The 20,184-nt window shown below is 52.1% G+C and carries 16 protein-coding genes and 1 tRNA gene; 3 read left to right on the top strand and 14 right to left on the bottom strand.

Features of this window, described 5'->3' with window-relative positions; translation table 11 throughout:
- Nucleotides 1–64: 64 nt before the first annotated feature.
- From TRICHSKD4_RS19815 to TRICHSKD4_RS19835, 5 genes are all read right to left on the bottom strand, one after another.
- Entirely contained in the window at nucleotides 65–253 is a 189-nt protein-coding gene (locus TRICHSKD4_RS19815) for a hypothetical protein (RefSeq protein ID WP_009468722.1), read from the bottom strand.
- Nucleotides 254–278: 25 nt separating this feature from the next.
- Nucleotides 279–830 (bottom strand): hypothetical protein, encoded by a 552-nt coding sequence (locus tag TRICHSKD4_RS28430; protein ID WP_009468723.1) that lies wholly within the window; start codon nucleotides 828–830, stop codon nucleotides 279–281.
- 20 nt (nucleotides 831–850) lie between these two features.
- Nucleotides 851–1,081, bottom strand: a complete 231-nt coding sequence (locus TRICHSKD4_RS19825; protein WP_009468724.1) for a RebB family R body protein — start codon at nucleotides 1,079–1,081, stop codon at nucleotides 851–853.
- Nucleotides 1,082–1,163: 82 nt separating this feature from the next.
- A complete protein-coding gene (locus TRICHSKD4_RS19830; protein WP_009468725.1) occupies nucleotides 1,164–1,772 on the bottom strand; it encodes an RNA polymerase sigma factor in 609 nt (202 codons plus the stop codon).
- A 385-nt stretch (nucleotides 1,773–2,157) separates the two neighbouring features.
- Entirely contained in the window at nucleotides 2,158–2,712 is a 555-nt protein-coding gene (locus tag TRICHSKD4_RS19835; RefSeq protein WP_009468726.1) for a thioredoxin family protein, read from the bottom strand.
- Between the two features lie 727 nt (nucleotides 2,713–3,439).
- Here TRICHSKD4_RS19835 and TRICHSKD4_RS19840 point away from each other — a divergent pair.
- Entirely contained in the window at nucleotides 3,440–5,203 is a 1,764-nt protein-coding gene (locus TRICHSKD4_RS19840; protein ID WP_009468727.1) for an ethylbenzene dehydrogenase-related protein, read from the top strand.
- A 33-nt stretch (nucleotides 5,204–5,236) separates the two neighbouring features.
- Nucleotides 5,237–6,265 (top strand): 2Fe-2S iron-sulfur cluster-binding protein, encoded by a 1,029-nt coding sequence (locus TRICHSKD4_RS19845; protein ID WP_009468728.1) that lies wholly within the window; start codon nucleotides 5,237–5,239, stop codon nucleotides 6,263–6,265.
- 76 nt (nucleotides 6,266–6,341) lie between these two features.
- On the opposite strand, the gene TRICHSKD4_RS19850 is transcribed toward TRICHSKD4_RS19845, so the two are convergent.
- From TRICHSKD4_RS19850 to TRICHSKD4_RS19885, 7 genes are all read right to left on the bottom strand, one after another.
- Entirely contained in the window at nucleotides 6,342–9,263 is a 2,922-nt protein-coding gene (locus TRICHSKD4_RS19850; RefSeq protein ID WP_208993139.1) for a bifunctional diguanylate cyclase/phosphodiesterase, read from the bottom strand.
- Nucleotides 9,238–10,041: a PstS family phosphate ABC transporter substrate-binding protein gene (locus TRICHSKD4_RS19855; RefSeq protein ID WP_009468730.1), complete on the bottom strand. Its 804-nt coding sequence runs from the start codon at nucleotides 10,039–10,041 to the stop codon at nucleotides 9,238–9,240. Before TRICHSKD4_RS19855 ends, TRICHSKD4_RS19850 begins: the two co-directional genes overlap by 26 nt.
- A gap of 478 nt (nucleotides 10,042–10,519) precedes the next feature.
- On the bottom strand, nucleotides 10,520–11,764 hold the full coding sequence (serA, locus tag TRICHSKD4_RS19860) for a phosphoglycerate dehydrogenase (RefSeq protein ID WP_040617123.1): 1,245 nt from the start codon (nucleotides 11,762–11,764) through the stop codon (nucleotides 10,520–10,522).
- Nucleotides 11,765–12,014: 250 nt separating this feature from the next.
- Nucleotides 12,015–12,587, bottom strand: a complete 573-nt coding sequence (ilvN, locus tag TRICHSKD4_RS19865) for an acetolactate synthase small subunit (RefSeq protein ID WP_009468733.1) — start codon at nucleotides 12,585–12,587, stop codon at nucleotides 12,015–12,017.
- Between the two features lie 25 nt (nucleotides 12,588–12,612).
- Nucleotides 12,613–14,388: an acetolactate synthase 3 large subunit gene (locus TRICHSKD4_RS19870; RefSeq protein WP_009468734.1), complete on the bottom strand. Its 1,776-nt coding sequence runs from the start codon at nucleotides 14,386–14,388 to the stop codon at nucleotides 12,613–12,615.
- A gap of 599 nt (nucleotides 14,389–14,987) precedes the next feature.
- A complete protein-coding gene (locus TRICHSKD4_RS19880) occupies nucleotides 14,988–15,602 on the bottom strand; it encodes a DUF1826 domain-containing protein (RefSeq protein WP_009468737.1) in 615 nt (204 codons plus the stop codon).
- Nucleotides 15,602–16,816, bottom strand: a complete 1,215-nt coding sequence (locus TRICHSKD4_RS19885) for a GTP-binding protein (protein ID WP_009468738.1) — start codon at nucleotides 16,814–16,816, stop codon at nucleotides 15,602–15,604. Before TRICHSKD4_RS19885 ends, TRICHSKD4_RS19880 begins: the two co-directional genes overlap by 1 nt.
- Nucleotides 16,817–17,103: 287 nt before the next feature.
- Here TRICHSKD4_RS19885 and TRICHSKD4_RS19890 point away from each other — a divergent pair.
- Nucleotides 17,104–17,179, top strand: a tRNA-Lys gene (locus TRICHSKD4_RS19890).
- 166 nt (nucleotides 17,180–17,345) lie between these two features.
- Here the strand turns inward: TRICHSKD4_RS19890 and TRICHSKD4_RS19895 are convergent.
- Nucleotides 17,346–18,272, bottom strand: a complete 927-nt coding sequence (locus tag TRICHSKD4_RS19895; RefSeq protein WP_009468739.1) for a restriction endonuclease — start codon at nucleotides 18,270–18,272, stop codon at nucleotides 17,346–17,348.
- A 521-nt stretch (nucleotides 18,273–18,793) separates the two neighbouring features.
- Nucleotides 18,794–20,143 (bottom strand): IS5 family transposase, encoded by a 1,350-nt coding sequence (locus TRICHSKD4_RS19905; protein WP_009465529.1) that lies wholly within the window; start codon nucleotides 20,141–20,143, stop codon nucleotides 18,794–18,796.
- Nucleotides 20,144–20,184 lie beyond the last annotated feature (41 nt).

The following is a 20,184-nucleotide window of genomic DNA, read 5'->3' on the forward strand; positions in this document are numbered from 1 at the left end:
TCTTCGCGGCCCTTGATCGCCTGTTTTCTTTGCGCCGCCTGATGCAACGCGCCTTATTCAAAGATCAGCGGTTGCCAGCAATCCGCCGAATTTCTTCGTTCAGAATATTCTGATCCCGCTGTGGCAGGTCATCGACCGCTTCTTTCAAAGTGCGTTTCCGCTTCTTTTCAGGAAGGCTTTTGAACGGTGCCAAAATATCCGTGGCGTCTCCTGAGGCGGTATGATCCCCCGAAGCACTATCTTTGTTCGCCATCAGCCCAGCTCCCTGCTCTACCCCCTCAGGATTTCAGATCGGAAAATATGGTTTTGGATGACGTCCCAGCCGTCTCACTAACCGAGCCATATACTTTGACCGCATGATCCACGATGCCCTGAATCTGCGAAAGAAAGGGAATTTGCTCCGCCTCCTGGATAGGACCTTCGGCGGCCTTCTTGATGGCAACAGCCTGCGCGGCAACAGCGATCTGCATGATTGCGTTCATGTAGTTCTGCGCATCTTGAACCGCGAGAGCCGTAACCTGCCCAACCATCATTTCCGGCGGGCTCGTGGCCAGTTCCTGATTGTAACTCGCAGTCTCCGTGTTGCTCATCTGAACAGACTGCACGATCTTTGGATTCAAGGCAGATGTGTCTGGCGCAGGTTTCACAGGCTGCGTTTGTGGCGTTTTCGCGGATGCTGGTCCATCACTTCCAGCCTTGTGCGCAGCTGACTGTTGCGCCCCGGCCTTTGGCTTGAGCCGCCCGGAAGCATCACGAGACAAGGTTGGATCCCCTTTAGGTGCAGCACCGCTATCCTCGCTGGATTTGTTGGCGCGTTTAAACAGTCCCATTTCGAACCTCCCGCCTTACGTTACTTGCTTTCGCCAATATCCATGATCAATTGGCATGTCTTGGACACAACTGCAGTTGTGACCTGATTCATTGCCTGCTGACTGTGCACCGCATTTTGAATGGAAAGACCTGAGGCATGGCTGGCCACCTGATATAGACTGGCAATCACCTGAGCCGGTGCTTCAGCAACAACTTTCACATTTGTTTGGGTCACAGCGTCTGTGACTTGGGCATTCACTGCATCAGCCATTGTTTTTCCATTCCTTTAGTGTTGGGGGCAGCGCCGATTAGTGCAGCCGAATTACGTTGCAGGAGGCATATGAATGGACGCCCTAAAACCCCACTTGTGACAACTGTGGACGCGCTCTAACGCCCATCTCTGCCTCGCGCTCCAAAACGGATTTCAAGTGTTGTCTCAAATGCTGGACCCGCTTGCGCGCCAATGCCTCGGATATACTCAATCGACTTGCAATTTCCCGGTAGGAACAATCCTCACAGAACCGCAAATGAAAGATCGCCTGAACGTCGTCGGGCATTCCAGACACCAGCTTGAGCAAGTGTTTCAGGCGGTCCCTGTTTCCAAGCACGTCTTCCTGATCCGGTTCCGGGGCCATCAAAGAGGCAGAATGATCCTGGTAGATATCGGCTCTAAAATCCCGCACCTGCCGCTCACATGTTAATTTCCGAAATCGGCTAATATATTCATTTTTCAGCGCAAAGAGCAGAAAGGCTCGCGGCTCTCGAACTTCTGTGTCGTGGCGTTCGACATGCGTGACAGCCTTGGTAAGGGTCGCAGACTGAAGATCCTCCGCCTCCTCTCGATTGCCTTTCGTCAAACGGAGCGCACGGCGACGCAAAACAGCGCCATCTTCAATCCAGCTCATCCAGAGGCCGACTGACGGCATGGCCATATATTGCTTGATCGCCTTCTCCTCAGACACCGCTCGCCTCCCAGTCCCATCTTGCCCGCACCTGCTTGTTAACCAAGAAGACGTCAAAAAATGTAATATGAAAATTTTCCCTTTTTGGTTGTGTTTTTATTCGCCAGAAAACTTCACAAGAGATTTTGATCTAAGGCCAAAGAGAAGAAAAACCCTTATTTAAGAGGCAGTTACAGGACATGCCTGTACATGTGGCGATGACCTAAAAAGATCAAAACAAGAACATTCTAACCGGAAGTCAGGCTCTCCTAACCCCCCGAGAAATCAGGGAATAGCAGCACCTTCAGACAACATTTTCGGTCCTAAAAACCGCCTGTCATTTAGTTTTTAGAGAAACAAGAAAAGGTTCGGGATCCGGATAACAATCAGCCCTAGGTGACTGACTCTAAGCCTCACGCCATTTGATGGAACAGCCCATTGAAGGAATTTGCTCTTCCGGCCCCTTCCCCGTTTCAGCCACCTGTTTCATCGCGTCAAACAGATCCCTCCGCACATCATCTGCGGCAGTTTCCTTACGTGAGGCGTCCAGACGGCCACGGTACTGAAGTTCAAGCGCATTGTTAAAGCCGAAGAAGTCAGGCGTGCACACGGCATCATACGCCCGTGCAACACTTTGATCCCGGTCATAAAGATATGGGAACGGAAACGCCTCGCGTTCAGCAAGGTCTATCATCTTCTCAAAACTGTCCTGAGGATATGCCTCTGCATCGTTGGAGCTGATCGCCACCACTCCAACGCCAAGCGCTTGTAAATCTCGTGCATCGCGCAAAATGCGATCAAGAACGGCGACGACATAGGGACAATGATTGCAGATGAACATCACCAAAGTGCCGTTAGGCCCTGCAATATCCGACAAGCTATGGGGTTGCCCGTCTGTTCCAGGCAAGGAGAAATCAGCAGCCTTCCGACCAAACTCACATACCGGTGGCACCGCAGCCATTTCATTCTCCCACATTCAATACCCAAGTGACACCAAATAACCAGCGCCCTCGTTAAGGATCGTAACCATACTAAAAAAAGACAATACTTCCAGTACGACGAATGGCGACGCCTTAGTTCAATGATTGACCTATAATTTATGGTGATCCCGTGAAAGAACTTGATACCAAATGAAATCTCACCCAGTCATCGACAATGAATTCTCCAAATAGAAACAAACAGAAAAGAACTGACGAATAGAAGTTTAAAGCGAACCAGAAAGAAAATTACAAATACTAGCGACTTCCGAGCTATTGAAAAACACACAACAATAACAAAAGAACAGAATACATCAAAAAATCAATATCAACTCCAGAGAAATATAATCATTTAACATTTCAGAACCCAAATAAATCATGACTCAAAAAAATTACCATGAATAAATATAGAGAATCGTCGAATTTCTGTATTTTGTGAATAACTTTTTTTACATAAAACTACTATCAATAAAAAAAATATGTAGAAAAATCTAGATAATATACTCCTCATGTTAAATGATTATGACGAATATTACATAGAGTAAATATTATTAACGTAAAAATTGCACATAAAGCAATATGCAATCAATGTAAATCCTTTTCTTTTTCTTGAAAATAGGTTTTCCTTACCTCGCGATTTTACTCAATGGTAATTGCTGCAGCATCCGACAGCGAACTCCAAACGACTGAGTAAGCGGGGGAGATTTTATTTTGACTGAGAATACGTCAGATTCGACACTCGAAAGAACTGAAACCAAATTTCAAACGGACCCTAAGCAACAGCGTCAACAGACGACCGGAGCAAATACCAAACCCGGCGTCCGAAGCGACTTAGGAACAATTATTCTGCACTGGACGCTGACTATCGCGGTTTTCGCGAGCCTTGTGACCGGCCTGCGGCTTTCATCGGACGCCGAAGGGGCATGGTTCAGCCCACTTTTTGAACCCATCTTGCCGCAAGGCGAAATTTGGACATGGCATTTCCTCTCTGCCTTGTTCGTGTTGGGGCTAATTTTTTCCTACACGGCCTATATGTCCCTTGCTCGTTTGATGCGCCGGATTTCGGCGCAAAAGGCCAGCGTGATCACACAACACGCCAACCGAAAAATGAAGATCTCGGCTATTAACGTGATCAGCTACTGGATGCTCTTTGTATCCATTATCGTGCTGACCGTGACCGGCATCCTCCTTTATATTGGTAAGGGTGGCCTTTGGGTTGATGTTCACTACATCTCGGCCCTGTTTGTGTTCGGCTACACATTTGTGCACGTTGTCTTGCACTACATGTATGGCGGCCTTCAGGAACTGCTGCGGCTCTTCCGCCCAACCGGACTCCGTCAGGTGCCCGGAATGGCAACTTACCCTTTGGCAAAGTCACTGGCCTTGGGTGCGATTATCATGGCCGGCGTTTATGCATTGGATATCGGAACGCGAGATCAGGTTATCGTTGCTTCCGGCGACAGTCTTCCAACGCTTGACGGCGAACTAACCGACGACATTTGGCGTCAAGCACGTGTCACCACGGTCACCACAAACCAAGGCGTTGACCTTGATGACACAGGCGAATCCGATGTTGAAGTCCGTGCCGTCCAGATAGGAGACAAGATAGCCTTCGCTTTCCGCTGGGAAGACAACACCCGTTCACTTAAACGCCACCCGTTGCAAAAGACCGAAGAAGGCTGGCGGATGCTAAACAACCGCGGGAATTTATCCGACGAAACAGAGTTTTACGAAGACAAATTCTCGGTTGCTTTCGGCAAGTCAGACGCCTACGGCGGCGGCGGCTCCACTCACATGGGCCCAAAACCTCTTGCTGACCAACCAGAGACATTCCACAAGCGCGGCCTTCACTATATGACCGATGGAAGTCTGATGGACGTTTGGCAATGGAAAGCCTCTCGCGGCGGAATGCTCGGCCGCGTAGACGACATGTATTTTGGTCCACCGAAGGATGCCAATGAAGCTCAACGGGCAGGAACGAAGCGCTACAGCGCAGGATATGCGGCTGATGAAGGCAAATCCTTCTACGTTTACAATTACAAAAAGAAGCCGGGGAGCGATTATACAGGCACAGTCGACGTACGCCGCCTACCCGCTGATTTCAAAGCCATCAACGCCAAGATGGGGGAAATCAACCTTTCCATCGACGTATCTGACACAGCCGGGTCCCAATGGTGGATGTTCGACAATGAATCGATCCCATACTCCGAAGAAGTCGACGCCGAAATCCCTGTTGGCACTGTAATTCCTGGTGTGTTGATTACCGGTTCTTATGAGGGCAGTCGTGCCGACCTCGTCAGCGGAGCAAAATGGAATGACGGTTGGTGGACCTTGGAAGTTGTTCGCGATATCGACACAGGCCACAAACAGGATCTTGCAATGGAAGATGGCTTGTTCATGTATGTGTCGGTCTTTGATCACAACCAAACCCGCCACACACGTCACTCCCGGCCCATCAAGCTGGTTATGAACTAAACCACTCGCCCACGAACCGCAGGAAGTCGCATTATGTCTGGAAGCCGATGCACCTTTACAGTCAATGGAGAGGAAATTCAGGCAAATGTCGGTGACACTCTTGTAGAAGCCGCATTGGGAGGACGCATAGTCCTCCCGCATGACTGCTGCACAGGAACCTGTGAAACGTGCCGTGTTCGCGTAGTAAGCGGCGAGATTGATGATATTGGCACAGCCGAGAAAGGAACAGTTCTAGGCTGCTTATCTGTTCTACAAGGCGATGCTGAAATCACCTTTGACCCAGTCCCTCTTGTTTCAACTATCAAAGGCAAGGTGGAAACGATCAGGGACATTTCCCCGGGCTATCTGGAAGTTCGCGTTCGGATGGAAAAGAAATTTACCTGGCTTGCAGGTCAATACATCCGCGCAACTTTTGCTGGATTTCCATCCAGGGATTACAGCCCAACAACACCACTGGCACTCGATGCCGAAGAAGACGTGCTTCTGTTTCACATCAAAATTTATCCAAACAGCATCGTCTCATCGCAATTCAACAACAAGATAAAGCCTGGGCACGATGTCAAAATCAAAGGCCCATTTGGAAACGGATTTATCCGAAACCAACCCGAACCCATGCTTTTAACCTCTACGGGAACAGGATTTGCCCCCATTTGGGCGATTGCTGTCTCTGCAGTCTTGGGCCAGCCAAGCCGAGAGTTGAAAATGATCGTGGGCGCGCGGGAAACCGAAGGCCTCTACATGAAAGAGGCTATCCGCTGGTTACGAAACAGAGGTGTTGATGTCTTGGTCACCGCGAGCGACGGAGACGGAGCACAAGTACTTACCGAACGCCCATATGAGCTTATACAAGGCCTAACCGAAGATCATGTGGTCTATTCTGCAGGAGCCCCGTCGCACGTTGAGGCGACTAGACAAGTCGCCCGCATGGCTGGGGCAACGTTCTATGCCGACCCCTTCTTTGTGGCCGAAAAGAGCTCCTCCCTTTCAGGCTTAGTAAGCTCGTTCTTCAGCAAATTGAAATCACCCTTCTCACCACCACCTCAAGATCCCGATCAGAATTGACAGGACACCAAGATCTGGTCACTCAGGGGTTTGAGTATTCAAGATCAGCTTGGGTTTATGAAAAAGCTACGGTCTCTTAGGCACTTACGGCGTGGTGGCTTTCGGGGAAATGCTCACCAATGAGCTCAAGCGTGTTGGCTAGCGGCATTGGTCGTCCAAAATAGAACCCTTGGACGTCCGTACACCCAATCTCCTTGAGAATGTCGAGCATCTCACGTGTTTCTACGCCCTCGGCAGTTGTCGTCATCTTCAGGCTTTTCGCAAGCTCAATGACTGTTCGGACAATCGCCACCGCTTCTTCGGAATCGCCCATTGACCTGACGAAGGTCTGATCAATCTTGATTTTATCGAACGGGAAGCTGCGCAGGTAACTGAGCGAGGAATATCCCGTTCCAAAGTCATCCATCGACACACGAACCCCAAGAGACTTCGCCTGTCGCAATATGGAGAGGACTTCTTCTGAGTCTTGAAGCAGAACCCCTTCCGTCACCTCCAACTCCAGACGGCGCGGATTAAGACCAGAAGAGGCCAATGCGCCAACGAGTTCGGCACCAAAGCCAGCTACCTTGAGCTGGCGTGGAGACAGGTTCACTGCAACCCGGATGTCAGACGGCCACTTGGCAGCCTGCATACACGCTTCGCGCAGCACCCAAGCGCCAATTGGAACAATCAAGCCAGTCTCTTCCGCCAGCGGAATGAAGTCAGCGGGTGACACCATGCCACGTTCTGGATGATGCCAGCGCAACAGAGCTTCAAAACCACATACTTGGAAGTTTTCCATCTCGAATTGCGGCTGGTAGTGCAACTCGAGCTGGTTATGCGCTATCGCGTCGCGTAGGGCATTAAGCAGCGCCTGCCGCTCGCTAACAGCCTCACTCATATGCGGCTCAAAATACCGGTGGGTTTTCCGGCCATCATCCTTGGCTTTGTAGAGCGCAAGGTCCGCCTGTTTGAACAAGTCATCTGCAACAAGGTCATCATTTTCGGCAAATGCGATGCCGATACTCGTACCAACCGTGACTTGGTGATCAGCCAGTTGGAAAGGCTGCGACAATTGACTGATGATACAGCGCGCAAGCTCATCAACTGATTGGCGATCAACAGGAAGCTCCGTCACCACAGCAAATTCATCGCCGCCCAAACGTACGACGAGTTCGTCATTTTCCGTGATTTCAGTCAATCGAATTCCGACCTGCCTGAGCAATTCATCTCCGACCGGGTGTCCGAGGGAGTCGTTGACGACCTTGAATTCATCTAGATCTAGGCAGAGGATTGCAAACTCGCCGCCCTTCTTGCGTCGGCGCGACAGCAAGGCTTCCATGTGTTCAAGGAACTCAACACGATTTGGCAAATGTGTCAGAGGGTCATGGCGAGCAAGGAACGCAAGGCGATCCCGTGCCTCCTGTCGCTCGGTAATATCTTCCGAAATCTCAATCCACCCGCCATCAACAAGGGGCTGATTGGTTTTCAGAACAATTCTGTCTGACGGCAATTTCAACATGGACGTGCTGACAAGCAGATCGCCATTGTCCGTAGAATGGCGTTCGCCCTGCAGCTCATGACCAGAAATCTCGGTGCCGTCTTGGAGCGCCTCCAACTGCGAAGCGGTCATGCCAGGCTGAACCTGATCGTCCTTGTGCCCGAACAGTTCACCATATCGGCGGTTGGACACAATCAATTTGCCGGTCGCATCGAACATGCAAAGGCCGTGGGACATATTGTTCAAGGCCGCGTCGAACAACATGTTCTGGTCGCGCAGTTTGGTCTCCTGAGCCTTGAGCGTCCGGTTTTTCTCATGAACGCGAACACGAAGCGCATCACGCTCCTTCACAGACCGCTGCAAGAGAACAACAGATCGGGCAATGTCACCGACTTCATCATGTCGGCCGGTGCCGGCAACATCACCTTCGAAGTCGCCACCAGCAATGCCCGACAAGGCTCTGGTGATATTTGTCAGAGGTCGCGTCACCTGCCGAGCCAGCAAATAGGCAACAGCTGCAAAGGCCAAAAGAGCGGAGAATCCGATGAAGATCAGCCATTTGAGTAGTTTCCCACCTTCTTCGCGTCCAATTTCGGTCAGCTGATTTTGTGTTTCCGTGAGATATTTTGTCGGTTTGAGCGCACAGAGCTCAAACATTTGGATTGGGCGGCCGCACTTCACAATGTGCCCACCCGACGATTTTATATAGCCAGACAGACTTGCCGTTCTCCCATCAAGAACGCCGCTTGTCATTCCAGCGCTCGAAATCACTCGCCCGTCGAAAACGACTGCAATTTCAAACCCGTTGATCTTTGCCAGATCAACGAGAATCTGTTCCTTCTTGCGGAACCATCGCTGGGCCAGGAGGCCACCGATCACATCTCCAAAATCGTCAAAAACCGGAACAAAGATGACCTCAGACATCGCATTTTGATGCTCACTAGGCGCGAATGCGGAGGTTTGGGCGACCGGAAGAAGTCTAGAGAAAGTTTGTTTTTCACCTGGAAAGCTCTCCTCCATTGAGAGCATCACGTCCTTCATAAAGGACAAATTTCCAAGGGTTGTTCCTATAGCAACGAGATCGGCTTCATAAGATGAGGCACCAATTACATGCCCGCGATTGTCTAAAACTAAAATGCTGTCGACATCAGCCGTTTTAGCTGCAGGGCCAAGCAGCTCAGACATTGCTACGACATTTCGCGACTCCAAAGCAGTTTGCGTATCCGTACGCAAAGACAACGCTTCAATTCGCCTCAAATGGTCGCCAAACTGGAAGTTAAGTCGAGCTGCAGCCAGATCAACATCGGCTGCGAGCGTTTCAAGAAGGGCTTTTTCCGAGAGTTGAGCAAGCTTTGCTTCTTGCTCTCTCAGACCGTGCTCCATCTGATAGGCCACCACGGTTATCAAACCGGCAAAGGCCAGCAGGGCAGTAAAAACCGCCCCGTAGGTATAATGCCAAAGGATTGAATTGTGGCGGAACATCAAGACCAACTCAGTTGCCGATGGCGACGCCGCCATAATTTGTAATCAACTCGCGAGCTTCATCAGATGAAGCGTAGTCAATGAATGCCTTCATTTGATCATTCATTTGTTGATCCTTGTAGATCAACGCGAGTGTGACAGCGCTCGGGTAGTCCTCACTTGTCGGATGGAAACCGTCGATCTTAAGAACCGACAGTCCCTGCTCCAGCAAACGCGAGTACGGACCAAAAGCAATCGCCCCTTTCACAGAACGAGCGGTTTCAATGGCTTCCTGGGTGGTCACAGCCGTTTTCGACCGAGGGCTGATTTCAAGAACATCCCAGCCCGGCATCGATGCCCGCAAGACCTTCAAGGTGCTGTCTGCATCTTCACGGCGCACCAGACGAACCCGAAGATCAGCTCCGCCCAATTCAGCCCAGTTGCGCACCTCACCGGAGTAAACCCGATAGAGGTCTTCTGCAGTGATAGCGCTTAACCCAACCGAGGGGTTGACGAAGAATGCACTCGGTATCTTCGCAAAGGGCCTGTATTCTAGCCCCGCTTGTTGCTCGCTTTCCTTCAGCGGCCGCGCAACCCGCGCCAAACGTTCTTCATCAGAACTCACTGCAGCAATGCCACCACCCGAGCCGATACTAGGCGGAATGGAAAGTTTCACTTCTGGGTTTTTTGAGGAAAAACCTGCGCCGATTTCGCGCAACATTTCCAGACCATCGCCAGTGCCAACGACAGTTAGCTCACTTTGCGATGCGTAAGTCTGCACTGACCCAGCCAGCGCACCAAATGCGATCAATAGACCAACACGAAGTACTCTCATAACTATCACCCTTGTTAAAGGTGACTATAGACTGACTTTAGGGGGGTTAATGTTTAGTGAAAGAGATATAAAAAAATGATTACAATTACCTATAGAGTAAATCTAAAATGCAAAATAGATTTCAAAACAACTAGTAGCACTTCGATGTATTTTTTTAGGTCGTAAGAAAACAAACTCGCAAAAATCAAAACAAATGATAGAAAAACAAACAAAACACAACCATTAGCAGATATTTCATATGCCGTTGGTGTTTCAAAAAATAGCGGCCAAAAGCAACGCTAGGTTTAGAGCCAAAGAGAAAGCAATTTAATCTACAAAAGCACTATGTATTTCATCAGGTAACTATTTCGGTACTGGCGCAAAACTATAGAGCAAAAGTTACAGCGTAAGAAAATCAGAATTTAAAACAAAAGCCGCACCATCGGAAAAATGGTGCGACTTTGCTTTGCAGCATTACGTCCACGTTACCCGCCCCGCGTCAAACCCTGTTAAGGAGCCGTGCCCGGATCGTATTCGGCAGCGCCCGAATTTCTTCAAGAATCTGAACTGGGTCAGCCACAACACTGTCGACATCCAGAACAACGTAGCCGATATCCTGGTGTGACTGCATGAACTGGGCATGGATGTTCAGATCATGCCGCGTGAAGAGATCATTGAGGGTTCGCATTGCGCCCGGCGCATTATGGTGCACCTGAATGAACCGAGTGGCGTCCGTCCCTTTCGGAAGCTGAACTTGCGGGAACGAAACTGCCCCGAGCGTTGAGCCCACATCGGAATACTCAACCAAACGCTTGGATACCTCTTCGCCAATCCGCGCCTGAGCTTCTTCAGTCGAGCCACCGACATGCGGCGTCAGGATTACATTATCAAGACCGCGCAACGGGCTGATGAACTCATCCTTGTTCGACTTCGGCTCAGTTGGGAAAACATCAATAGCGGCGCCAGCCAAATGACCGCTTCTCAAAGCAGACGCCAGAGCGTCGATATCAATCACCTTGCCGCGGGCGTTGTTGATCAAAAACGCGCCCTTCTTCATCTTGGCAATCTGGTCGGCGCCAAACATGTTCCGCGTGTCATGTGTGTCCGGAACATGGAGCGACACGACGTCTGATGCTTCCAAAAGAGCATCAAGGCTTTCGGCAGGCGTGACATTGCCGTGTTGAAGCTTGTCGATGGTATCATAATAAATCACACGCAAGCCCATGGCCTCGGCCAGGTTGGACAGCTGCGTCCCGATGTTTCCATAACCGACGATGCCCAGCGTCTTGCCACGCACTTCCCGCGAGCCAACAGCCGTCTTCATCCAGCGCCCTTCGTGAGCGGCTGATGACTTCGGAAACACACCACGAAACAGCATGACAATTTCGGCAACGGTCAATTCGGCGACCGAGCGCGTGTTGGAAAATGGCGCATTGAAGACCGGAACACCCCGGATCAAAGCGGCCTCAAGATCCACCTGATTGGTGCCAACTGAAAAACAGCCCACTCCGACGAGCGTTTGAGCTGCGTCCAGCACTTCTGCGGTCACTTGGGTACGAGATCGAATGCCGAGCATGTGAACGCCCTGCAGCTTCTCGATCAAGGCATCCTTGTCGAGCGCTGTCGACAGCACTTCTATATTCTCGTAACCAGCCTTATCCAGAACAGCGTGAGCCGTTGGAGAAATGCCTTCAAGCAAGAGCCAGCGAATTTGGTTTTTCGGCCGGGAGAGACCGTGGATCATGACGGCAGACCTTTTGTCCGGTGTCGGTAGAAGATGAAACTGGCGCAGAGGAAGCACCAAACCTGAAACCGCCGCCTCCGACGCTCTCAGGCGCCGGTGTCGTATACGCGTTAACCCATGACGCGTCTAGGCAACTTGAGTAATCAAGTGTCCAGAATGGCAGGTATGCAGTTTTCTCAAGGGCATGCCCTTCAAGCCAATGAAAATCCCGGCCACTTGGGCCGGGATCAGAATTCTCATCAAGAGAACCTCAGATGCCTTCCGGGCCGCGTTGGACGGCGGCGACGCCGGTGCGGGAAACTTCCGTTAGGCCCAGCGGCTTCATGATGGAGATGAACTGCTCGACCTTGTTGGTGCGACCGGTGATCTCAAAAACGAAATGCTCGGTTGTTGCGTCAATCACCGTCGCGCGGAAGGCCTCGCCAAGGCGCAGGGCTTCCAGACGCTTTTCGCCGGTTCCAGCCACCTTCACAAGCGCCAATTCACGTTCCAACGGCTTGTCTTGGCTGGCTATTTTTGCCTCAACGGTCAGGTCCGTCACCTTATGTACCGGCACCAGACGATCTAATTGGTGGCGGATTTGCTCAATGATCATCGGCGTACCGGTTGTCACTATGGTGATCCGGGACAGGTGCTTTTCGTGTTCGGTCTCAGACACGGTGAGGCTGTCGATATTGTAGCCACGTCCGGAGAACAGACCGATCACACGGGCAAGCACGCCCGGCTCGTTGTCAACGACAACAGAGAGCGTGTGCGTTTCCTGCTCATTGCTGACTTCAGCCAGGAAATATGCAGACGGGGCGGAGAGGTTTTGTGGGTTCATGTTCTTGTCCTTCAGTCCCGTGAACTCAAACCAGCGCCTTGCCGGACGCATCAATCGCGTTGGCAACAGCTTCGTCGTTCGCCTCATCCGGCAGCAGCATTTCGTTATGCGCCTTGCCTGACGGGATCATCGGGAAACAATTGGTGAGGTTCGCGACGCGGCAATCAAAAATGACCGGTTTGTCGACGGCAATCATTTGCTCAATGGCACCGTCCAGATCACCCGGCTTGTCGACCCTAAAGCCAACACCCCCATATGCTTCAGCGAGTTTGATGAAGTCCGGCAGACTCTCAGTGTAAGAGTGAGACAGGCGGTTGCCATGCAAGAGCTGCTGCCACTGACGCACCATGCCCATATACTGATTGTTCAAGATGAACACCTTGACCGGCAGACCGAATTGGACCGCTGTCGACATCTCTTGAATATTCATCAGGATGGAGGCATCCCCGGCAATATCGATACAAAGGGCATCACGGTGCGCAACCTGCGCACCAATGGCAGCTGGCAGGCCATACCCCATGGTGCCCAGACCGCCAGAGGTCAGCCAACGGTTTGGCGCGTCGAAACCATAAAACTGGGCCGCCCACATCTGGTGCTGGCCAACTTCGGTTGAGATATAGGTTTCCCGGTCCTTGGTCAGCTCGTAAAGACGCTGGATGGCGTATTGCGGCATGATGACATCGTTATTCGGACGATAGGCCAGCGAATTGCGCGCGCGCCAGCTGTCAATCTCCGCCCACCATGCCTTCAGCGCAGCTTCATCCGCTTTGGCAGATGACGTGCGCCACATGCGGACAAGATCTTCCAGAACATGGGCAACATCGCCGATGATTGGCAGGTCCACCTTGACGATCTTGTTGATCGAAGACGGGTCGATATCGATATGAATTTTGCGGGAGTTCGGCGCAAACGCATCAATTCGGCCTGTGATGCGGTCGTCAAACCGCGCCCCGATATTGATCATCAGGTCACAGTCATGCATCGCCATATTGGCTTCATAGGTCCCGTGCATGCCCAGCATACCCAGCCAATTGTCGCCAGACCCCGGATACGCCCCCAGCCCCATCAAGGTGGAGGTGATCGGGAAGCCCGTCAGGCTGACGAGCTCGCGCAGCAATTGGGCCCCTTCCGGGCCGGAATTAATGACGCCGCCGCCGGTGTAAAACACCGGCTTTTTGGCTGCCGCCATCATTTCAACAACCTGACGCAGCGCGCCTGCATCCCCCTTCAACTGCGGGCGGTAAGACTTGTGCGTAGCAGACGGGTTTACAGTCGGGCCTTGATACGTTCCGGTGGCGAACTGAACGTCTTTCGGAATGTCGACAACAACCGGACCCGGACGGCCGGAAGTGGCGACATAAAACGCCTCGTGCAGAATACGCGGCAAATCCTCAACGTCTTTGACCAGCCAGTTGTGCTTGGTGCAAGGCCGGGTGATGCCAACCGTGTCACACTCTTGAAACGCGTCAGACCCAATCAACTGGGTTGGAACCTGCCCCGTGATGCAGACCAGCGGAATGGAGTCCAGCAAGGCATCCGTCAACGCCGTAACCATGTTGGTCGCACCGGGGCCGGAGGTAACCAGAACAACGCCCGGTTTGCCGGTAGAGCGCGCATAGCCTTCAGCGGCATGTCCTGCGCCCTGCTCATGACGCACCAAAATGTGCTCAAGGCCTTCCTGCTGAATGATTTCGTCGTAAATCGGAAGCACAGCGCCGCCCGGATATCCAAAAATGGTGTCAACACCTTGATCCTTCAGCGCCTGGATGACCATTTCTGCGCCGGTCATTTCGCGTGTCATTTCGTGCTTCCTTCGGGTTTGCCCGTTTCTTGTTGGGCGTTTTACTCGTTCAACTGTCCTCATGAGCCGATGGCAGCCAAGCGCCGGTCGGACGGGAGAAAACGTGCTGCAAGGTGGAGAGATCAGACAGTTCGGGGCTGAGCTACAAAAAAAGGCTCCTGAGGAGCCTTGTCATGCGCGCCAGCGATCCGAACGGGTCATCCCGCTCCGATGGAGCGCTTTCCTACCACTAGAAGAATAGACATCGGCATGGCGACGTTTCATCCTGTCCGGCCAGATACTTAAGCTCAGGCGCCACTCTTCAGCGAGGTCGCCGATCGAAGGCAGCGGCCCACCACCCTTCGATGCGCTGCACACTAGTCAGCGGGCGCAACAGGGTCAAGACCCAAAATTTCAATTATTGCGCCGAATTTGCTCCATCTTTTTGATTATTGCTCGACGTATCGTTTCTCAACGGCTTTTCATGGTGTCTCCCGGCAAGGGACTCACAATTTCCAACGCCCTTTAGATTTGATGCCAAACGAAACCAAACGGATTCATGACATCCACTCACAGCCTGAGTTCAAGGCCGTGCAAGCATTAGAGCCAAAAACCACGAACTAGCCCGCTTCAACGGGATCCAGAACAAGCAGAAGACGCGTCAAATCTCCGTCCCCCATGACCGGTGAGCGATGCAGCAAGCCGCAGCTTTCCGGCGCCGGGAAGTCCAACCCGCGCAACAAGGCAACCTGGCCCGTTTTCACTTGCCGGTGCCGAGATGCAATATCCGCGTGGATATCGCGAACATACTCAGTTCCCTGCCCCCTGTATGTGCACAAGAGACGCGCTTTCACCTTGTCGATGTGGAATTTCGGGCAGGTCGTTAGAGAGGCCGTTTCAAGCCGCATTCGAACAAATTCACCGCCCATGAGCTTTGAAAAAGCGCGTGCCAAATAGGCCAGATCAGCCACCAGTGCCTTTTGGAAATCCGAAGCCTCCAAACCTGATTTTTCGCAGGCAGCTGTTAGGGCATTTTCCAACTGCTCAACATGCACAATTGCGCGCATCTCCGGCAATTGGCTGTGGGGAATACCCGCCAGCCAATCGGCAAAGGCGGGACCCAAAGTGCGTTGCCAAATAACTGCGGCAACGCCAGGGTCGCCAATAGCATTCAAAATCGAAAGCTCATTGCCGCGGACGACATCGCACGCCGCAGCATCTGCCTGCATCAGCATTATGCCGCCTCCTGATGGCGTTTCCAGATCGGGAAGGGATCCGGCATGGACGCAAAGCTTGAGAGATCACTTCCAGCCAGTTCCGGCACAAGGCAGCTGTTGAGTTGGCCAGTGAGCCAAGCCAAATCAATCCCTGTTCCAATAAAGACAATTTCCTGCCTGCGATCCCCAAAGGGTTCTGCCCAATTCGACTTTGCATATTCCCGGGCGCGCGGGTCCTGTGGCCATTGTTCTTCCGGCACAGAAGCCCACCACGTGCCCAGAGGGCTAACACTGGACAGCGCCCCGGCAAGCGAGAACTCGGCCACAAAATCCGGACGTGTTGCGATCCAGAAATGCCCTTTTGCACGAATGACACCGGGAAGCGGCCCATTTAAAAGGGCATGGATCTTTGTTGGGTCAAAGGGACGCCGCGCCCGATAAACAAAAGACTGCACTCCGTATTCCTCGGTTTCCGGAACATGGTCCGCAAAACCATAAAGCTCCTTGGCCCATTGCGGATGGGTGTGTGCCTTGTCAAAATCGAACAGGCCGGTATCCAGAACACGCTTCGGCTCAACTTGACCAAAGTCCGTTTCGATGATCTTCGCATCCGAATTCAGACTGCGAACGATTTTGCGGGAGGCATCCAGTTGAGATGGGCTCGCTGCGCTGACCTTGTTGAGGATCACAATATCCGCAAACTCCATTTGATCGGTCAGCAAGTGGACGAGGGTCCGCTCGTCTTCTTCGCCCAGCGTCTCCCCGCGATCAGACAGAAAGTCATGACTGGAATAGTCTTGCAGAAGGTTCACTGTATCGACCACGGTCACCATCGTATCCAGCCGGGCAACATCCGATAGACTTTGGCCGTTCTCATCCCGAAACTCAAAGGTCGCTGCAACAGGCAGCGGTTCGGCAATACCTGTGGATTCAATGAGCAGATAATCAAAGCGCTGCTCTACGGCGAGCCGGCGCACTTCCACTAACAGATCATCCCGCAAAGTGCAGCAAATGCAGCCGTTGGACATTTCAACCAGCGTTTCATCCGTCTGGCTGAATTCCGCCCCACCTGCTCTCACCAGGTCCGCATCAATATTCACCTCAGACATGTCATTGACGATGATGGCAACACGCAGACCTTCGCGGTTGTTCAATATCTGGTTTAAAAGAGTTGTTTTCCCGGCACCCAAAAATCCGGAAAGGACGGTCACTGGCAAACGGCGATCAACCACGGCTGGCTCCATCAATTTTTATGTTATGTTATTTAGTAACGTTTTTAGTTTTGAAGCACAAGAGAACAATCGGATCTTCCACATGAGCTAGGGTCGGGCCAATTAGTTTGGATGGAGGGCAACGAACACCAGAAAGTCTCGCAAAGGGACGCCCCTCAAATGTGCGCCATCGGTGAAACGGTGAGAAAACCGTCATTGATAAAAAAATGTCATACTAGGGATTGCACGCCCGATGAGCGCACTATATACACCCCGATCTGACCAGCGGCCCAGAAGCCGTTCGGCATGGGTGTATAGCTCAGTTGGTAGAGCATCTGACTCTTAATCAGACGGTCCCGGGTTCGAATCCCTGTGCACCCACCATTATCTTATTGATATAAAAAGGTAATTTGACCTCCCACAACCCTGAAAGTAGGATCGGAAAATTTCAGGGTATGCCTGCGGGTGTGTCAATTTTCGGCTGTTTCGACATTGCTTGGGCCTGTGAATCCTCTCCAGAGGGCGCTCAATTGAACACGAGAGTGTGAAATTAGACCGACCCAAACCAGCCCGAGTCGATGGCAACCTCTTCGATCATGCGGGTTCGAACACCCAGTTCGTACTGTTTGAGAAGGTCGCAAAGTCGATCTCCGTCTATGAGATCGATTGCTATAGCGCCATCACGGGTGGCTTCTTCAGAGGCTTGGCTGGTGAAGGTTCCGGTGGTGATGAACAGCCCCTTGTCTGCTCGGCCTTGCAGAGCTCCGCGAAAATCCCGAATCTCTTTTGAACCTACGCTGCCTTTCCAACGCTTGCATTGGAAATAGACCTGAAATGAAACCAGATTGACGCGCAGAACACCCACACCATCAATCCCGCCATCACCTGTCTTGCCTCGCACCTCCACCTTTATAAAACCGGCTTCCCTCAATAGCCGCTGAGACAGACGTTCAAACGCGGATGGGTCCATTAAGCGCAGGGTATCAAGAAGGTGAACCTTCCAGTCGCTTGCATCGCCATTGTCATCTTCCTGCACCAGTTCTATTTGACCGGTTTCAATTTTCTGCTTTGAATTTTCGGCAGCTTCCTTGGCAAGTTTTTCTCTGCGTTTGGCTTTTTGACGCTCCCGCTCCTCTTCATTCACTTGTCGATATATGGCTCGTGTTTGTTCAAGGGTCGCGATCGCCTCGCCTTCATCCGTCAGTGCCCAAACTCCACGGGCTGAATTTTCCAAAGCGCCACCACGCTTCAGGAAGGTTCTTGCCCAACCGAGAAAGTAGGCCACACGAGTGCGATCATCACCTGGTTGAGCATAGGACTGTTCTTCTTCTGACAGACCTTCAATCTCAATGACCTTTTCATCCAGCTCGTGAAGCGAAGCGGATCCGCCAATCTGTTTCAAAGCTTCAACCGTAGCCAACATCATGCCGGGAAGGTCAGGCATCCCGGTTGGTTCAATGGTAAAACGACGTGACATAAATTATCGCTCCAAATTGATCCACTTAGAATCGGGAAACGCCGGGAACTGACGCAAACAAGACTTGGGCGTCCATTTCTCGACCCCAGAAAAACTCGCCACCCAAGCTTTCGAGCTTAACAGCGGTTTTCTTGAAAATAGCCTCGGCATCCTCGGCCGCCCTTCGCGACGGAAATTGTCCCTGCATGCGCAGTGCCCAGCGCCCAATCGCAGCCGGTGGAATTCCTGCATTCAATTGATGCATTCTTGAAGCCGGGTCATTTGACACACCGATTTTCATAGCAACTGTCTTGTCGCCAAAATGTGCCGGCTTACCCAACAAAGCGGCCCCGTCCCCTTCAAACACCGCAAGGTAGAGAACCGTTTCCCCATCGACATAGACAGAATTTCGCTCACCACTTGAACCGGGAAAAGCTTTTGACGGAGAAAAAATCTCTTTTAGCGGCTGAGGAGATGCAGGCCCTTGGCCAATCGGAGGTTCACCGAAAACGTTAACCTCAGTAGTCCGCCCTGAACAACGTCTAAGCCATTGATGTTGCGCGTGGCCGAAGCAATACGCAAATATTCGATTTGACCGGTTTGGGGATGGGGTTTGTGATCCAGAGCAGCAAAATGATCAGTGCATTGAGGATCAGACGCAGGTTATGACCGGCTGCGGCCAGCAGGGCGTTGATGGCATCGCCATTTTTGCCATTGAGGAAGTTCCGGTCAAGTCGTCCATCTGTTTTCATGTGGCCGATGGTGGCCTCGATCGCTGATCGTCGTTTCAGCTCACGCTTCATCTGTGCCGTCAGCCCGCGCTTCTGGCCGGAGATCATGACCTTGGCGTCGCCCTCATAATCATGCCCCCGATAGCCACGGTCCACATAGACACGCTCAGCTTTGGTGCCGCAGACTTTCTCAGCCTGACTGATGGTGTCATTCAAGGTGTGCCCATCATAGGGATTGCCCTCAAAAGCCCTCGCCGCAAGAACCAATCCTTCCCGATTGGTCGTGGCAATGCCAACCTTGGCCCCGAACTCGTAAGGTGTTCGCGCCTTGCCCTTGGCAATACAGGCCACTTCCGGCGCATGCATGGAATAAATCTTGTTTTTGTCCTTGGGGGTCTGGGCCAGAAGCCGCTCCACCAGTCCCAGCAGACGGGAGAACCGGTGCTCAAGACCTTCGTTGCCTGCGATCTTGCGGGAGATGTCGCGATAGACCCGGCCCAGATAGGTCTTCAGCTTTTTGAGTTCCCGGCGCATCCGCTTGAACTGTTTGGCATGGGCATAACGGCCCGCCATCAAGGCCGCCTTTTTGGCAACTCTGGTATGGCTGCGACGCAAGATGATGCCGGCCCTCTTGGCCTGGCGCACCAGAAGCTGCAAGGCCTTGTGATAAAGACGGCTATCGGTGGGATGGGCAATGGCTTTGGGTTGAACGGTCGTATCAACCAAGACCCGCTCAAGGCTGCTCTTCTTGATCGTCCCGCTCTCAATCGCAACACCTACCGTAGCAGAAAGAAGCTTTTCCATTCCCTCAGGACCAATCCGTTTGCGCCAGCGGGTCATGGTTGAGGGATCAATGGGGAATTGGTGCTGGAAAAACTCAAAACCGCAGAAAGACTGCCAGTAGGGGTTTTCAACCCAACGCTCAACCGTCTCTTCATCGGAAAGATCGTACATGTGCTTGAGAAAGTGCAGCCCGGCCATCAGACGCGTTGGTTTGGCCGGTCGTCCCAAGGGGCGATAATGCCTGCCGAACTCCGCATCAAATTCATCCCAAGGCATCAGACCAGACAGCCGCACCAACGAATGGTTCATATCGATGATTGCGGCCAGGCGTTCCTTGAACAGATCGCCACACCGTTTGTTGCGTTTTGAAGGTCTCATGAGAATATGCCAGAAAATGCGTGCTTCGGATCAACTAACCG

Origin of the sequence: Roseibium sp. TrichSKD4 (assembly GCF_000148725.1) — a bacterium.
In the GTDB taxonomy this organism is placed as follows: Bacteria; Pseudomonadota; Alphaproteobacteria; order Rhizobiales; family Stappiaceae; genus Roseibium.

Coding starts and splice junctions, on each gene's coding strand:
- TRICHSKD4_RS19815 (WP_009468722.1), bottom strand. CDS start 253: ATGGCGAACAAAGATAGTGCTTCGGGGGATCATACCGCCTCAGGAGAC.
- TRICHSKD4_RS28430 (WP_009468723.1), bottom strand. CDS start 830: ATGGGACTGTTTAAACGCGCCAACAAATCCAGCGAGGATAGCGGTGCT.
- TRICHSKD4_RS19825 (WP_009468724.1), bottom strand. CDS start 1,081: ATGGCTGATGCAGTGAATGCCCAAGTCACAGACGCTGTGACCCAAACA.
- TRICHSKD4_RS19835 (WP_009468726.1), bottom strand. CDS start 2,712: ATGGCTGCGGTGCCACCGGTATGTGAGTTTGGTCGGAAGGCTGCTGAT.
- TRICHSKD4_RS19845 (WP_009468728.1), top strand. CDS start 5,237: ATGTCTGGAAGCCGATGCACCTTTACAGTCAATGGAGAGGAAATTCAG.
- TRICHSKD4_RS19850 (WP_208993139.1), bottom strand. CDS start 9,263: ATGGCGGCGTCGCCATCGGCAACTGAGTTGGTCTTGATGTTCCGCCAC.
- TRICHSKD4_RS19855 (WP_009468730.1), bottom strand. CDS start 10,041: ATGAGAGTACTTCGTGTTGGTCTATTGATCGCATTTGGTGCGCTGGCT.
- serA (WP_040617123.1), bottom strand. CDS start 11,764: ATGATCCACGGTCTCTCCCGGCCGAAAAACCAAATTCGCTGGCTCTTG.
- ilvN (WP_009468733.1), bottom strand. CDS start 12,587: ATGAACCCACAAAACCTCTCCGCCCCGTCTGCATATTTCCTGGCTGAA.
- TRICHSKD4_RS19870 (WP_009468734.1), bottom strand. CDS start 14,388: ATGACACGCGAAATGACCGGCGCAGAAATGGTCATCCAGGCGCTGAAG.
- TRICHSKD4_RS19880 (WP_009468737.1), bottom strand. CDS start 15,602: ATGCTGATGCAGGCAGATGCTGCGGCGTGCGATGTCGTCCGCGGCAAT.
- TRICHSKD4_RS19895 (WP_009468739.1), bottom strand. CDS start 18,272: ATGTCACGTCGTTTTACCATTGAACCAACCGGGATGCCTGACCTTCCC.
- TRICHSKD4_RS19905 (WP_009465529.1), bottom strand. CDS start 20,143: ATGAGACCTTCAAAACGCAACAAACGGTGTGGCGATCTGTTCAAGGAA.